Source organism: Membranihabitans maritimus, assembly GCF_021729145.1.
In the GTDB taxonomy this organism is placed as follows: domain Bacteria; phylum Bacteroidota; class Bacteroidia; order Chitinophagales; family Saprospiraceae; genus Membranihabitans; species Membranihabitans maritimus.
The window spans coordinates 331,625-346,187 of the sequence record NZ_JAJSLW010000004.1 but is presented as its reverse complement, the minus strand read 5'-3'; the positions used below and the strand labels follow the sequence as shown (position 1 = coordinate 346,187).

Here is a 14,563-nt window from a genome sequence, read left to right as displayed (position 1 = left end):
CACATCTGTTAAAATTACGGATTAAACAAGATACCCATATTTTTATTTTGGCAATTGTAAAGGAACAACGTGAACACCTGAAGATTCCTGCTGTTTCCAAATGCTTATAATTTCTCCATAAACTTCTCGTAGACAATTCCCTGACGTTCGAGAATTCGATAAATGATCTTTTCTTTCTTATTGATCCTTTCAATGATCTCCGGGGTCAGTAGCTGACTGCGGTCAGGGGACTTCCTTTTGGATACATTCACCTTTTTTTGTCCGTCTATTACACTCAATTCCTGTTCCGTAAAATTCATTTGGGAAAGAAATTCTTTTAAATCAGTATTGAGGTTTTCCTGGCGGAGAAAATGAATTCCAGCAAAGTCATCAAAGACCTTTTCGGAGTTAATGTATTCATCAGAAAGGTTTCGAATAACCTCGTCGGGGTTTTTGAAAAACATTTGTATAAATTGGATACTTAGGATCCCTATATCCGTATTTCTGACTTCATGGCCTACGAAATAAGGGACGGCCATATCGACCAAATGGAGGTATTCGGTGAAAGTCAAGTCCGGGTAATGGGAAAACGCATTTTTGATGATTTCCATGGGGCAGGGTGGATTCCTCACCCAGCTTTCCCAGTCATATCGGGAAAGATAGGCACTGACCGGATTGCGGACAATAGAGAATATTTTTTTTTGTTTATGTTCATTTGGAATTTGTTCATAGGTGCCGTGCTGGTCAATAACCCCTTTATTACCAACATTGGTTTTTACCTTGATGTTTTCTACTAAGTAATCCTGGAAAAGAGGCGGCTTTGAATTTGTCCAAATTGAAATTTTATGTTTTAAGGGTAATTTTTTAAATCTTTTACTATAAATGTCTTTTATACATTTTCGAGCATAGGTACTACCCGTTTTGGGCAAATTGAGCATGACAAATTGGTCTGTGATTATCATTTTACGTAAATTTCCTTTTAATTACCAATTGATGAAATTCGTGCATAGGGGTATTACTTTGCAATAAATTCAACCCGATATATTGTAACGTATAAATTGAACCCAATACTATTAATTGGACAAAATCATTGAATTGAGTAAAGTCAAATATCACATATCCAATTAAATAGGTAGTAAAACCCACTATAAACGCCCGGAGTATTACCGGTATGATATCTTTTATCTGATCGATGGTGTTATAGTTAATGAATTTACCACTGTAATAGCTGTTTATTACAAAAGCAAATATAGAATTGAGGACCTGAAAATATAACAAAGCAAATATCCCCATTGGAATGGCAATGATGATACTGATAATGTTGATACTTTTTTTGATGAGTGACAAACGAAGCATTAGATCCGAACGTCCTTTAACCTTCAAAATATTGAGATTATATAAATGGATAGGGTATAGGATCCCAAGGGCACATAATATCTGAAAATAAGGAACGGCCGGAACCCATTTTTCGGTGAGTAAAAATCGAAACATCGGTTCCGCTAACACAAATGCAATAGTGAGTGCAGGGGTGATCCAAAACAGGACTTGTTGCATTAATTTTTTATAAACTATTTTGAGTTTGGCATCATCGTCCTGAATACTGGCAAACATCGGATATGTTACTTTATTAAGAGCAGTGGATAGCGTTCGCACTGGATATTTTTGCATGGTGTCTGCCCTGGTATAAAACCCTACCTGCGAAGCTGTAAAATATTTTCCGATAACAATCGGGTAGACATTATTAAAAATGGCACTTAATAGCCCGGTAATAGTCAATTTATATCCGAAATTAAAATGCTCTGTAAGCCTTTTTTTATCAATTACCCAACTTGGTCGCCAACCCGTATATATCCAATATTGCACCGTGGAAACAAGGGCCTGAACAAGGTTCATATAGACTAATGACCATACACCCCATCCCATTACCGCCAATACGATACCCACAATGCCGCTTATGACCAGCGAAGGGATCTGTATAATCATTTGTATCCTAAAATTCATTTCTTTGGTCATCCGCGTGATCTGAATACTGGAAAAAGACCGGATGATGATCGAAATAGTATAAACCCGGATAATATCGGGTGTCAGGATTTCTTTGTCGTAAAAACTGACAATCAAAGGTGCTGTGGCATATAATAGACCGTAGACAAAGAATGATACCACTATATTAATGAAAAAGACTGAAGAAAAGTCTTTTTGGTCAGGATTGGGTGTGCGGATCAGTGACTGGGTCATCCCCGCATCGACCAGCATATTCCCAATAGCCATAAATACAGCGATCATCCCAATAACCCCAAATTCTTCAGGTAGTAGTATCCGAGCCAGGATAATAGATACCACAAACCCGATCCCCCGTGAACTAAACTGTTCTGCAAAGGTCCAGAAAAGACCGGAGAGCGTTTTTTCTTTCAGTGACATATATATCGGCTAATGTAGAATTTTTTTAGAATATTTTCTGTAGTCAGCAGGCCTCGCAAATAGTTGGGGTGTGGCCGGGGTTGGCTCGATCCAAAGGATTCTCTGGGGATGGGATCCCTTTGAGACGATTTGTTGTGCAGAGGATTGCTAACCCGCGTAAGTGGATGGCGCATGGACAGGGTTGGTGAGCCGTGTATTTTGGAGGACCATTAGGGCTCACCAAACCCGGTCTTTGCTCGAAAGCCTGATCGCGGCTTAGCGATCCCTTTATGGACGAGCGGGAGGGAAGCCTGGTGAGCCATATAGCTATATACCATCATAATCTCTTTTAAATAAATCATGTACTTTAAAAAATTCCGGTTCTCCATTTTTTGTGTTTTGTGTTTCCAACAGTGAAAAAACATCTTGCCACGCTACCCTTTGCTTTCTGGCAATGTAGTCATTATATGAAGAATATTTCCAGTCAGCATACTCTGAGACCAATCCATGGTGAATAGGATTATGGTGTACATAACAAAGTTTATTTATTGTATCCTCTTCCGAAGTGACAACCAATCTTTTCGTTCTCTCAAGGAATAGAGAGCCTTTAATCTGGTATTTTCTATTTAAATACAGTGAGATAGAGCTAAAAAATCGACGCATTTGATCTTGCAGGAGTTTATTTACGGAGGATTGATTATTCAAAAAAAGCTCTGCCTGCTTCGTTTGTTCAAATTTCAATATATTTCTGTCTATGTTATTGATTTTTCGCACTTTAAATAGAAAGTGGAAATGATTCGGTATTAGACAATAGGCGTAAAGCAAAATATAGGGGCCGAAGTAGTCGAGAAATTTAGTTAAAAATCTTTGGTAGTCATTATGTTCTTTGAATAGGAGCCGGCCGGATATGGTTTTATTGTATATGTGATATATACCCCCATGTTCGAATTTATGCCAGTAGTCAATTTTCATTATTTGTTTGTTTTCATTTGGTTCGTGTAGAAGGCATCCCTGCAGGGCCAGACCTGGCTTCCCCAGGATTTTTTGCGATCTAGCCACTAAGTGATCCCTTTGAGACGATCTGTTGTGCTGAGGATCGCTAACCCGCGCATGCGGATGGAGCGTAGCCAGGGTTGGTGAGCCGTGTAGCTCGAAAGCCTGATCGCGGCTTAGCGATCCCTTTATGGACGAGCGGGAGGGAAGCCTGGTGAGCCATATAGCCTGTGGAACCTGCACAATTCACTCAAACCACTCCGGATGGTTCAGTATCATTTCCAATTTGCGAATGATAATATCCACCTGGTTCATCTGGTCTTCGATCTTTTGGAAAAAGATACTTACATCCCGATCTTTCCAACTTTCGGATATAACACGGGAACCAAGGCTTATACGTATATACCCACTAATGGTGCCATTGGAATGAGTGGATTTTACCGGTTGACCTATGTGGCATACCTGGGCGGAAAGACGTTTACTGTCATCGGATTGATTGGTCAATAACGGAGTGAGATTTTTATTTAGCAATTGATATACCTTCTTCACTTCGTCCAGTGAAAGAATACGATTACCTGTTTTTACAAAAAATGGAAATATAGTCCTTCTGCTGCCAGTATTTTCGACTGTGTTCTTTTCGTCCTGGTTTGTATTGTACTCGTTTATTAGTTCCAGAAAACCGGCTTGCGAAATGCTTTCTTTTACGTGTTCGCAAAACATTTCAATACCGAGGTGCCTCAGCGTTACAGGAGTTTGGAAATACCGTTCCATTTCCACAATAGAGGCATACCACCTCAGGTACATTCCAAAATTGATTCCCCGGGGGAATTCCGAATTAATCTTCCAGGTTTCTGGCCATTCATTTACATGGGCGTATTCAAAAAGTCCTTCGGGAAGATTGATTTGCTGTTTTCCCCATTTTTCATTTAATTTTTTGGGTATGATAAGTGCTCCGCTAAAGGGGGGACCGGTAAAAAACTTTGATCCCGTAATCGTCATAAGTATTTCCCTTTCAAGGTACCACTTTAATTCTTCATGGTCCATTCGTAATTGGGAATTGTCAACAACCATCAATACGTTGTTTCCAAATTCCTTCTGGATATTTTGAATGCTTTTTTTTCCGGGGGCAGAAAAACCTAATTTGGATTGGTCCATTATATGCAGGACCGGTTGCCGGCCACCTTCCAAAACTTCTTTAATGGTATGGCTTATTTCTATGTCGATTACCTCGGGATCTTTGAGACTACCCGCTTCATCTCGTAGAGTTATTGTATGGACATCTGTTTTTCTAAAGCCATCTACCCATTCCCCTCTTTTTACATCATAACCACAAGCAGTTGTATCTGAGAAATGTTGACCGGCGAGAGCAAGTGGCACACCGCTTCCCGTTTCATCTGAAGCTACAAGGATATGTACGACTTCATTAGCGAAAACGGATTGACACATACCGGCGATACGCAATGAAATATCTGTGCCGGATGGTGCCATGATTAGCCCGGAGGATGATGGTATTGATAGTACTTTTTTTAATTTGCTTTTGACTTCGGCAGGGAATGAAACAATGGTGTTTTGAATATCTTTTTTCAGGCTGTTTCTAATAAGTACTTCCCTTTTTATTTCAGTATGGTTGAAAGCAACATTTGATACAGACGTAGCAGTAGAAGAGGCAAAAGTGTATGCTTCCGGCCGGGGGAATGGCCTGCATCCGTAGACGTTTAACAGGGCTTCCGGGTCTACATTCATTCTTAGGTCGCCACCAGACATTAACAGTGACTCTGAAGGCTTGGCCAGATAAAATAATACATCGACCAGGTCCGGATCCAAATCGTATTCTGGATAGGGCCGATTGTGTAATTGACCTAAAATCTCAAAGTCACTTTTCTCAAGGGAAGGAATAAAATGATCGTTGAATTTTAAAATGATATTCACAATATCTGGAGGTAATTGGTCAATTACCTTTTTGTCTTCCTTGGGCGTTAATTCGTAAAATTTTGCTGCAACCCTACATGCTGCCAGGTCACAGATCCGGACATCCATTTTGTCTTTTGGTAGTCTTTTATACCAAATTTGCCATTCTATCCCATATCTCAGACAAAAGAGCGTAGCTATGGGGCTAGAGAGAAGGTTGACCCCAATGTTGATGGATTGCCCGGGATTGATAAAGAATATGTCTGGCCTGGAGTGAACAGATCGAATATGTATATTACTTATTTTAGGTAATGTACTGGAACGACTTAGAATTCTTATTAGCTGTATCCTTTCTCGAACACTTTCTGCAGAGTTATTTAGCAAAATTTGCTCCATAGGAGGACTTTGCCCAAATAGTTGATCAGATGTGGTTCGGTCTTGTTCCATTTCTTATGTGATTACTGGCAATTTTTGCCTTTTTTAGCTTCCCATTCTTCCAAAAAACACAAAGTTAAAAACTTTTGTTTATTGAACGTAAGTATTGGCTCTGAAGCACCTCTGCCTGAAGAGATATCCGTAAGTCTTCCGAACTTGGAAGATACGGCGCCGGGATCCGCTCTTCAAGATGTTTATTCAGGCTCCCCGATTCATAAATTTAAATATTTTCGAAGGATCGGCCCCAACGGGATGCCTATGGCATAAGCTTGAGAAGATTGCCGAGCCTGATTAAAATAGTTTTGGCTCAGAAATCCGCTTTTCACAATGCTCTCTCAGGCTCACTGATCCGTAATTTTGGAATGGATGCCGAGTCCTAAAATTAATGATTTCAGATCTGTATTTAATCCCCTCTCTCAAAAGGATGCCTGCTCAGAGGTTCTTCCGATAGTGGATGGTGATTCCCGGAAAGGGGAGATACTGCATTATTACGAATGGTATGTGCCAGTTCTATAGCCGGTCGAACTTCATTAATCCCAAAGCCTTTCCCCTGTAAAATGGTTTCATAGCTCTTGTCATGAAGGTCAGTGAATCCCCCGCTGAATTCAAACTCCCTGTCATTGAGGGTAAGGGAACGATAGGTCCGTGCTCCGGTTCGCTTTATGTTTTCTGGAATGAGATTATAATTGATGCTTAAAAACCATCTTACTCTTGCCTTTTGAAGACGGAGGTATCCAGCTGCCCGGTCGTGAGAATTTATATGAACTTCAATTTCAACCGGGGGCCCAAATATCCATAGTAACATATCAAAAAAATGAATGCCAATATTGGTAGCGATTCCTCCCGATTTTGAAGAGTCACCCTTCCAGCTTGCATAATACCATTTACCCCGTGAAGTGAGATAGGTAAGGTCGATATCAAAAACCTTGCTTTCGGGTGAATGGTCTACGGTATCTTTTAATTTGATTACTTCGGGATGAAGTCGCAATTGAAGTATGTTGAATATTCTTTGCCCCGTTTCATTTTCTACATGTTCCAGAGCATCTACATTCCAGGGGTTGAGAACCAATGGTTTTTCACAAATCACATTCGCACCGATCCGCAAGCCAAACCGTATATGAGCGTCGTGTAAATAATTAGGCGAACATATGACTAAATAATCGATAGAGATATCATTACGGATTAATTTATCCAAATGCCTATCAAATCTTTCAAATTCTGTGAAAAAATCTGCTTCAGGAAAGAAGGAGTCTATGACACCTACGGAATCACAGGGGTCCAGTGCCGCGACGAGGTTGCCACCTGATTCTTTGATAGCCTTCATATGTCGAGGGGCAATATATCCGGCAGCTCCGAGTAAAGCGTAATTTTTCATGCTGGATCCAATTGGTTTTTTGAAAAATGAGATTACATATCGGAATTAACCGGTCGTACTTCATTATTGGTTAAAATATACCAGTCTTTGCCTTCCGGGCATTGAAATCGGTTATCATTGTTAAATTTCATTCGATGACCAAATTTAGACATCCAACCAATATGTTTGGCAGGGTTCCCTACCCATAATTCATAAGGCTTAATGTTTTTGGTAATGACGGCACCGGCTCCAATAAAAGCGAACTCCCCAATCTCGACACCACATACAATAGTTGCATTAGCCCCAATGCTGGCACCTTTTTTCACTACAGTAGATGCATATTTGTCACGCCGTACAACATGGCTTCTCGGATTTACGATATTAGTAAATACCATTGACGGTCCCAGGAATACATCATCTTCACAAATAACACCGGAATATATAGAAACATTGTTTTGAACTTTTACATTGTTGCCCAGGGTTACATTGGGCGAAACAACTACATTTTGACCAATATTGCACTTCTCCCCGATATGGGATTCTGGCATTATGTGAGAAAAATGCCAAATTTTTGTGTCCTTACCAATTGTGCTACCCGGATCTATCACCGCTGTGTCATGTGCAAAGTAGCTTTTACTATTTTTTTTCATTATTAATGATAATCATTTTTTAGCTTAATTACGGAGTCCTATTTTAGCATAATATGTCTTGCATATTTCAATAAACTCCGGTGATATTTTAAAATAAAATAGACCGGTGAAGACCAAAACGGAAATAATTACTGGCTTACCTATAATATTTATGTAGACCTGTCCAAAATCAATAAAATAGAGGGTGAGGAATGTTACTGCCCCTAACAATATCAAGTGCATTAATGGAAGTGAAAATGGGCTTAACTTGTATTTCACCAACAGGTATATGAATTTCAAAGTATTGAATAAGAGATACGCTATAAATGTGGAATAGGCAGCACCCAATATGTCAAAACGCTGAATCAAAAAGTAATTTAATACGATATTCGTTGAACCCAATAATAGTATAAATATAAAATTAACTTTGTAAGAGGGAGAATAGCCCAGGATAGCGTTATTTATTCCGGTTGCCAAATCAATTAATTTCCCTAATCCAAGAACCAAAAACAGGATTTTTCCACCTTCAAAAGATTGCGGGTTGGAGGATATACTGATTAAGTCGTCGTATATAAACCATAATACAAGGAACAGGTAGATTCCGCCTGCCAACATATTTACAGATGCGTTTTGATAAAATTTTTTAATGAGTTCGGTATTGTTTTGGGACCACGCATTTGAAATAGCAGGTGATAGGGTCTTGTTTAATACTCTACCGGGAATTTCAATAACATTTGAAAGAATTAAGATCTTTGAATATAACGCCGTTCCTGTCAGGCTTATTAACGTTCCAACCATAATTACATCAATCCTGAATGCTATAATGGAGCTTATGCTGCCTAAACTGGAAAAAAGCATAAAAGCAAGAATTTCCCGGGAAAAATCAATTTTAAGACTCTTTTGGGGAAGGGAAAATGTAATGAATTTTTGATGAATAGAATACGCTAGGAGTGTGATGAATACCCCAATGGTAAAAAACAACAACGCCTTTGCTCCAAATTCCAGGGGAACCCATCCAAAGTAAAATAGTAGTACGGTGACGGGGAGAACTAACTTGTATCCCAGGTCACGAATAAGTGAAGGGGTGGCAATGCGATTAAAATGGCTTAAAAACGAGATTAATATTCCAGACTGGACCATAACAAAGCCAGTAAAAAAAATAATTTTTTCATTGGATTGTAACAATGCAATGTCGAAATCCAATTTGTCAAGGTTGTGGTAAATATATTTTTTGAAGGATAAAAATAGAAGGACAAAAATCAAGGTCGTGATAAAAGAGTATATAACCATTTTGATCAGGAATCTATTTTTATCTTCCTGAACCTCATAGGGTATAAACTTTAACAGAGCAACAGGGATTCCCATGCCGAGTATGGGGATGAGAAGATTCCCGGAACTGTATAGAAATTGCATATAACCGAAAATCTCATCACCTAATGGATAAATAAATAATAAACTGAAAAATCCGATAAATATCCCCAGCCCTTCTACTATGAATGTTTTAAGACTTTGTCTCTTGATGGAGTTCATGAAGATCTTTCAATTCAATTTTTTCAGGTAATAGGCAGCGGCATCTCCTTCTCTCCGATTATTCAGTTTTTTCGCCCGTTTTCGAAATTCTTTAACTTGTGACTTTGTGAATATGCTTCCCGAATTATTTTTTTCGGAAATGAGTGGTATCCCTTGCTTGAAAAGTTCACTTCCGATAAATTGCTTTTCGGTGCTATTGTATAAAACAGATTTGATTGTATATCCGAATTTTTCTACAAAATCGACCATTCCTTTTTCGGAAAAAATATGTAGATGGCGAGGCGGGTCCATTGCTATCCAATTAGCTCCGTATTCTTTTTCAGCATAGGAATCTGCTACGGGCATGGCAATAATAAGGGTACCCTGTTCATTCAATAACCTAGATAACCCAATAAGTGTTTCACCGGGGTTTTCTACGTGTTCAAAAACATGATTAAGGATAATTACATCATACGTTCCATCGTGTTCTTCAACAGATCTTTTGTATACTCTTATCCCATTTTCAAAGAATAGGTCTTTGTCAATAAAGGGTTCAATACCTTCGAGATTTTTAAAGCCATGTCTGTGTAAATATTGCAATTTCGCACCATTTCCACAACCTACATCCAGAATTTTGGAGTCAAATGTGATGCCCGGAAATTGAAATTGCCTTAAAAAGTTTGCTTTATAAACCTGTTCTAATAATCCGTGGAACAGGCTGCCCTTTTTCGTCCCCAGGTATAGATGAGCATATGTACCTTTCAAAGAATTGATGAACTTCGATGCCTGCACTTTCGCATTATCGTTATAGGAATAGTAATGAGCAGGATAATACTTCCCCAGGTTTTCCGGAATCTTTTGAATTTGTAAAGAACCGCAGTGTTGGCACTTTTCATACATAAAGACTTCTCTGGTCCCAAACATCATCTCTTTAGTCTCAATTTCCAGGAGATCGCTGGCAGAACAAATCCTACAATTCATCTTTCATCAAATTTAGTAACTCGCTCCTGGACTGTATAAAGTTTTTATAATAAAAGATTCTTCGTTTTGCTTTGTTCCTCAGAACTGTTTTGGTGCTTGAAGATTCTTTGTGGTACAAAATGACATCTGGGAAATAAATAGTTTTTAATTGGTCTCTATTTGAAATATAGTGGAGTATGGACTCTTCTCCATACATAAAAGTACGATCGTATAAACCTTCATATTTTTCAAGATATAGAGGCGAAAATATTATGGCACAACCATTAATTTTTACATCTTCTATTTCTTGTGAGGGATGATATGCAACCTCCCCGGAGGAAGGTAGCCATGAATTCCTAAATATTTTTTTCTTTATTTTTATGAAAGTGGTATCAAGGTTGATGCTTGCGAGTGCTTTCATTTTTTTGTAGTGGTCAATTCTGGCCTGAAGTATTTTTACGTTTTCAGCTAATGATTTTTGCCTATTCCAATCTTTATTTGTTCTGGGGCTTTGGTCAGATCCATCAATGGATGAAATCACCCTGGGGCCTAAAATATGAAAAGGAGAGTGTTTGTATTTATTGATAATTTTGGTCACAAAAAGGGCATCGTCAATAAATGTATCATTATTTATAAGAGCTATAAAATCCGAATGTAATGTATGTTTAGCATAATAAAAACCAATATTGTTTCCCCTGGCAAATCCTACATTAGTCTGGCTGGGAAGAAAGTGTACCCTGGGATTATTTGAAAATTTGTGTTTGAGTAGATCTCCACTTCTATTGGGAGAGCCATTGTCAATAATAACAATTTCCACATTTGGATAATCGACGATTGACAAGCTATTTACACAATCTAATGTATCGCTGTATGTTTGGTAATGTAAGATGACAAATGCAAATTTCATCAGTTATAATTTGGGGTTACAAAGAATCAACGTTGGTAAACGGGTTGTCTTTTTTCTTACAATGAATGTAAATTTCCTAAATATTCATTGGTGACCCGGTCCAAAGCCTGGCAAATGCAAGTGTTAAATTATAAAAAATTTTAATATGTAGTTACTTTTTTCTTAAAATATTTCGATGTTAATGACAATCCCTCATTTAAAGAATTGTTGGGTTGCCAGTTTAATAATTTTCTGGCTTTAGATATATCTGGTTTTCTTCGTTTGGGGTCGTCTTCGGGAAGGGGGTGAAAGCTTATTTTTACATTGGAATTCCCTACCGTTTGAATTATTTTATTCGCCAGTTGCAAAATGGTGATTTCTTCCGGATTCCCCAGGTTAACGGGTGCTGAATATGTATGTTTTAATAGTCTGACTATTCCTTCAACCAGGTCATCAATAAAGCAAAATGATCTTGTTTGGCTACCGTCCCCATATACGGTGAGGGTACGGCCCTGAACGGCTTGCGTGAAAAATGTGGGTAATGCCCTTCCATCTTTTGTACGCATCCGGGGTCCATATGTATTGAATATTCTTGCGATTCGTGTATCAATTCCATGAACCTGGTGATAGGCCATAGTCATTGACTCCTGAAATCTTTTGGCCTCATCATATACCCCTCTGGGGCCAATAGGGTTTACATTTCCCCAATATTCCTCGGGTTGGGGATGGACAAGGGGATCACCATAAACTTCCGATGTGGAAGCGATCATGAAAACGGCTTTTTTCGCTTTTGCCAGTCCTAGCAAATTATGTGTGCCCAGGGACCCGACCTTCAACGTTTGGATAGGCATTTCCAAATAATCTACAGGGCTTGCCGGAGAGGCGAAGTGTAAAATATAATCCAGTTTTCCTGAAACATGTACAAACTTCGATACATCATGTTTGTAAAATTCGAAAGTTCCTAGTGGAAATAGGTGTTCTATATTTTGTAAATCGCCGGTGATTAAGTTATCCATCCCTACGACATGGTAATTATCTTGGATAAAACGGTCGCACAAATGGGATCCGATAAAACCTGCGGCTCCAGTAATTAATATTCTTTTTTTTCGGTTGTTCATCCCTTGGGAATGATAGATATTACATGTATCATCTTCATGTCTTTCAGATTAATTTATGTTTATCGCCCTATGCTCTCGTAATAGAAATCCTGATCTTTCATAAAGTCCATCTCGTATAAGTTTCTTCCGTCAAAAATTACAGGAGCTTTCATCAATTCTTTCATTACGGAAAAACTTGGTGTCCGGAATACACTCCATTCTGTAATTATTGCCAGTGCATCGACATCAATTAAAGCTTCGTATTGGTCATCGCACAATTGTACTTTTTCTCCGAATAATCTATTGATATTCTCCATTGCTTCCGGGTCATATGCTTTTATTCGAGCCCCATGTTCCAGAAGCTCCTGAATGATATATACGGCTGGAGCCTCTCTTATGTCGTCAGTATTAGGTTTGAAAGATAACCCCCAGATTCCAAAAGTTTTCCCGGCTATATCGTTGTCGAAATATCTCAATATTTTTTGAACAATTACTTTGCGTTGCCGGTCATTGACATCCATTACTGCATTCAGGATTTGGAAATCATAGTTGTTTTGGTTGGCCGTTCTGGCCAGAGCCTGTACATCCTTGGGAAAGCAGGACCCCCCATAGCCTACTCCCGGGAACAGGAATCTTTTTCCAATTCGCGAATCCGACCCGACGCCGATGCGAACATGGTCTACATTGGCTCCTACGATTTCGCACAGGTTGGCAATTTCATTCATAAATGAAATTTTAGTCGCCAGAAAACTATTGGCTGCATACTTGGTCATTTCTGCTGATTTCTCATCCATAAAATATATAGGATTCCCTTGCCGGACAAAAGGCTTGTACAACCTTTCCATCAGACTTTTTGCTTTGTCCGATTGTGTTCCTATCACGACTCGTTCTGGTTTGAGGAAGTCATCAACAGCTACGCCTTCCCTGAGGAATTCCGGGTTGGATACTACATCGAACAAGCTTTCGTCGAGGTGTTTTGCAAGGGTGTTATGTACTTTGTCCGCAGTACCTACCGGCACTGTACTCTTATCAACTATCACCGTATATCGAGTAATAATTTTTGATAACTGTTCAGCTACGCCCAATATATATGTTAGGTCTGCTGATCCATCTTCACCCGGTGGAGTGGGTAAGGCGAGGAATATGGCCTCAGCCTTCTGTATTCCTGCTTTGAGGTCAGTAGTGAAACTCAGTCTTTTTTGCCGGGTATTTCGTTCGAACAAAGCTTCCAGCCCCGGTTCATAAATAGGGACTTCTCCCTGTTTCATCCTTTCTACTTTATCTTCATCAATGTCCACACATACCACTTGATTACCTGTTTCCGCAAAACAAGTTCCCGTTACCAAGCCTACATATCCTGTACCTATAACCGTTATATTCATATTGTCAAATTATTATCGTTATCTGTTTATTTTTAATTAAAAGTGACGTTGGCATCGTTTGTATTCAAAACCCAAATTTTGGTTAAAAAACCCTTTGGTCAAATAAAAACGGCTCTTCATCAATAATCTTAATGTATTTAAAAGAATGGTGAAATGGATTGATCAAAAAATTAAAATCACCTTTTACCACGGCCGAAGGGACTTTCAAAATTCCATACCGATTTTCCGAAATTAAGCGGTCTCCGAAAAACTGGGTTCCCGGGGTGTAGGGAAAACGGTTCCATCCATTTGGTAATTCCTCAGGCGAAGCTGATCGAATGGGGGTAGTATCCGGAACATAAATTACAAGCATATAATAATCATTAGCTAAGGTCTCAGCACTAATATGAACGACTACCTCTGCCATTGCCAATGCCCTGCTGGAAGCAGTATAAATGAGTTCTGTTCCCTGGCTATTCCATCTTGCTCCATACCTGGAGGCCCCTTTCCCCGATAAAGTTGATTTATACTTTGTTTTACTAAGGCGGAAAACTTCCATAAGGTGTTTTATGCAAAAATTCCGTACTCTATGTTGTTTAGCTCTCTGATAACCAATTCTCTTCCAAAGGAATCTTTGAGCAAATCCATGGGCTTCTGAGACCCTAGCGCAAAAGAGGGAGTCTCTAGCCAATGGTGGAACTTCTCTCTATTCTCAAAGACATCCTGACCTGTCGCAAATACTTCTGCCAGTTGCAATATCTTTTCGGAATAAGATGGTCTAAAGGTCTTTTGGTCCTGTTCATATCGCTGGATCGTTTTATGGGAAATTCCCATTAATTTTGCCCATAATTGTGTGTTGAGTGAACTGGCCGAACAAATTCGATCAAATAGGCTATAAGGAATACCTTCCCTGACAATAGATCTCATCAATAATTTGTCTTTAAAAATATTTTCATCCAATGGTTCCTGTCTGATGGCAGATGATTTCCCGGACCGGAGATACGTAAGCAGGGGCTCCTTAACAACATTTTTCATAGCTTGACATTTGTATAAAA

At 39.0% G+C, this 14,563-nt stretch carries 14 protein-coding genes; 1 reads left to right on the top strand and 13 read right to left on the bottom strand.

The features are described from left to right. Positions 1-104 precede the first annotated feature (104 nt). The 4 genes from LVD47_RS06760 to LVD47_RS06745 form a co-directional block, all read right to left on the bottom strand. Entirely contained in the window at positions 105-941 is an 837-nt protein-coding gene (locus LVD47_RS06760) for a sulfotransferase family 2 domain-containing protein (RefSeq protein ID WP_236974803.1), read from the bottom strand. Between the two features lies 1 nt (position 942). Next, a complete protein-coding gene (locus tag LVD47_RS06755; protein WP_236974802.1) occupies positions 943-2,397 on the bottom strand; it encodes a lipopolysaccharide biosynthesis protein in 1,455 nt (484 codons plus the stop codon). 306 nt (positions 2,398-2,703) lie between these two features. Beyond that, positions 2,704-3,612 (bottom strand): hypothetical protein, encoded by a 909-nt coding sequence (locus LVD47_RS06750; RefSeq protein ID WP_236974801.1) that lies wholly within the window; start codon positions 3,610-3,612, stop codon positions 2,704-2,706. A 3-nt stretch (positions 3,613-3,615) separates the two neighbouring features. Next, a complete protein-coding gene (locus tag LVD47_RS06745; protein WP_236974800.1) occupies positions 3,616-5,724 on the bottom strand; it encodes a hypothetical protein in 2,109 nt (702 codons plus the stop codon). Between the two features lie 81 nt (positions 5,725-5,805). On the opposite strand from LVD47_RS06745, the gene LVD47_RS06740 reads away from it, so the two are divergent. After that, complete coding sequence (locus LVD47_RS06740) at positions 5,806-5,979, top strand: hypothetical protein (RefSeq protein ID WP_236974799.1); 174 nt, start codon at positions 5,806-5,808, stop codon at positions 5,977-5,979. A 136-nt stretch (positions 5,980-6,115) separates the two neighbouring features. Here LVD47_RS06740 and LVD47_RS06735 read toward each other — a convergent pair whose 3' ends face one another. The 9 genes from LVD47_RS06735 to LVD47_RS06695 all read right to left on the bottom strand — a co-directional run bounded on the left by LVD47_RS06735 (position 6,116) and on the right by LVD47_RS06695 (position 14,543). Next, positions 6,116-7,087 (bottom strand): Gfo/Idh/MocA family oxidoreductase, encoded by a 972-nt coding sequence (locus LVD47_RS06735; protein WP_236974798.1) that lies wholly within the window; start codon positions 7,085-7,087, stop codon positions 6,116-6,118. Positions 7,088-7,119: 32 nt separating this feature from the next. Next, positions 7,120-7,716 (bottom strand): acyltransferase, encoded by a 597-nt coding sequence (locus tag LVD47_RS06730; protein WP_236974797.1) that lies wholly within the window; start codon positions 7,714-7,716, stop codon positions 7,120-7,122. Positions 7,717-7,740: 24 nt separating this feature from the next. After that, positions 7,741-9,225, bottom strand: coding sequence for an oligosaccharide flippase family protein (locus LVD47_RS06725; protein WP_236974796.1), 1,485 nt, complete (start codon positions 9,223-9,225; stop codon positions 7,741-7,743). Positions 9,226-9,234: 9 nt separating this feature from the next. Continuing rightward, positions 9,235-10,185, bottom strand: coding sequence for a class I SAM-dependent methyltransferase (locus LVD47_RS06720; protein WP_236974795.1), 951 nt, complete (start codon positions 10,183-10,185; stop codon positions 9,235-9,237). Then, entirely contained in the window at positions 10,175-11,071 is an 897-nt protein-coding gene (locus LVD47_RS06715; protein WP_236974794.1) for a glycosyltransferase, read from the bottom strand. Before LVD47_RS06715 ends, LVD47_RS06720 begins: the two co-directional genes overlap by 11 nt. A gap of 140 nt (positions 11,072-11,211) precedes the next feature. After that, positions 11,212-12,168: a UDP-glucuronic acid decarboxylase family protein gene (locus LVD47_RS06710; protein ID WP_236974793.1), complete on the bottom strand. Its 957-nt coding sequence runs from the start codon at positions 12,166-12,168 to the stop codon at positions 11,212-11,214. Between the two features lie 59 nt (positions 12,169-12,227). Beyond that, a complete protein-coding gene (locus LVD47_RS06705; RefSeq protein WP_236974792.1) occupies positions 12,228-13,529 on the bottom strand; it encodes a UDP-glucose dehydrogenase family protein in 1,302 nt (433 codons plus the stop codon). A gap of 82 nt (positions 13,530-13,611) precedes the next feature. Further along, on the bottom strand, positions 13,612-14,067 hold the full coding sequence (locus LVD47_RS06700) for an RES family NAD+ phosphorylase (RefSeq protein WP_236974791.1): 456 nt from the start codon (positions 14,065-14,067) through the stop codon (positions 13,612-13,614). Between the two features lie 8 nt (positions 14,068-14,075). Continuing rightward, on the bottom strand, positions 14,076-14,543 hold the full coding sequence (locus tag LVD47_RS06695) for an Xre family toxin-antitoxin system antitoxin (RefSeq protein WP_236974790.1): 468 nt from the start codon (positions 14,541-14,543) through the stop codon (positions 14,076-14,078). Positions 14,544-14,563: the final 20 nt, after the last annotated feature.

What these genes read in the sequence shown, in the direction of transcription:
- LVD47_RS06760 (WP_236974803.1), bottom strand. Translation starts at nt 941, where the DNA reads ATGATAATCACAGACCAATTTGTCATGCTCAATTTGCCCAAAACGGGT.
- LVD47_RS06715 (WP_236974794.1), bottom strand. Translation starts at nt 11,071, where the DNA reads ATGAAATTTGCATTTGTCATCTTACATTACCAAACATACAGCGATACA.
- LVD47_RS06695 (WP_236974790.1), bottom strand. Translation starts at nt 14,543, where the DNA reads ATGAAAAATGTTGTTAAGGAGCCCCTGCTTACGTATCTCCGGTCCGGG.
- LVD47_RS06720 (WP_236974795.1), bottom strand. Translation starts at nt 10,185, where the DNA reads ATGAATTGTAGGATTTGTTCTGCCAGCGATCTCCTGGAAATTGAGACT.
- LVD47_RS06735 (WP_236974798.1), bottom strand. Translation starts at nt 7,087, where the DNA reads ATGAAAAATTACGCTTTACTCGGAGCTGCCGGATATATTGCCCCTCGA.
- LVD47_RS06700 (WP_236974791.1), bottom strand. Translation starts at nt 14,067, where the DNA reads ATGGAAGTTTTCCGCCTTAGTAAAACAAAGTATAAATCAACTTTATCG.
- LVD47_RS06705 (WP_236974792.1), bottom strand. Translation starts at nt 13,529, where the DNA reads ATGAATATAACGGTTATAGGTACAGGATATGTAGGCTTGGTAACGGGA.
- LVD47_RS06745 (WP_236974800.1), bottom strand. Translation starts at nt 5,724, where the DNA reads ATGGAACAAGACCGAACCACATCTGATCAACTATTTGGGCAAAGTCCT.
- LVD47_RS06725 (WP_236974796.1), bottom strand. Translation starts at nt 9,225, where the DNA reads ATGAACTCCATCAAGAGACAAAGTCTTAAAACATTCATAGTAGAAGGG.
- LVD47_RS06755 (WP_236974802.1), bottom strand. Translation starts at nt 2,397, where the DNA reads ATGTCACTGAAAGAAAAAACGCTCTCCGGTCTTTTCTGGACCTTTGCA.
- LVD47_RS06730 (WP_236974797.1), bottom strand. Translation starts at nt 7,716, where the DNA reads ATGAAAAAAAATAGTAAAAGCTACTTTGCACATGACACAGCGGTGATA.
- LVD47_RS06710 (WP_236974793.1), bottom strand. Translation starts at nt 12,168, where the DNA reads ATGAACAACCGAAAAAAAAGAATATTAATTACTGGAGCCGCAGGTTTT.